The 556-nt window shown below is 66.7% G+C and carries 1 protein-coding gene; it reads right to left on the reverse strand.

All coding sequences use genetic code 11. The annotated features are described in order from the left end of the window. Positions 1-556, reverse strand: a 556-nt coding sequence (locus tag NE591_RS12255; RefSeq protein ID WP_256156744.1) for a hypothetical protein, incomplete at both ends; no start/stop codon positions are given.

A 556-nucleotide genomic window follows, 5' to 3' on the forward strand; every position in this document is an offset into this window, starting at 1 on the left:
GCTCTCGATGCGGATGCGCTTCACCAGATAGAGGGTGAGCACGGTTTCCGAGACGAGGAGGGCGCCCACGTTGGCGATTCCCGGCAGTACCGAGGCCATCCATGCGAGTTCGACCTCGGGAAGCATGTGACCAGCTAGGACGAACAGGGCGCCGTAGACAACGATGGCCAGCGAGAGCTCGGGGCCGAAGAGCCGTGTGAGATCGGGATGACCGGCGCTGGAGCAGGGTCGGGTTTCGGCTTCGGCCGCGGCGATCGTATCGGCTTCGGCTTTGCCGCCGCCGTTTTCTGCACCCGTTTCGGTCGTGCCGCCAATTGTCGGGAAAGAATCGGTCTCATCGCCTGGAGCGGGGAAGCGGTCTATGGTCAGGGCGAGGAACAGGGAGGTGGGTGCGAGCGCGAGCGCGACGGCGAAGGAGAGCGGGGCGGGGAGCAGCACGACAATCAGGTAGAGCGCCCCGCCGGCGAACATGGCGGCTACGGTCGCCACTACCCGCTTGCGCTGGCGCACGGCGGAGAAGGGCGCGGCCCATCCCAAAATGAGGCCCGCAAGGCCG

The organism is Adlercreutzia sp. DFI.6.23, from assembly GCF_024462535.1.
In the GTDB taxonomy this organism is placed as follows: Bacteria; Actinomycetota; Coriobacteriia; order Coriobacteriales; family Eggerthellaceae; genus Adlercreutzia; species Adlercreutzia rubneri.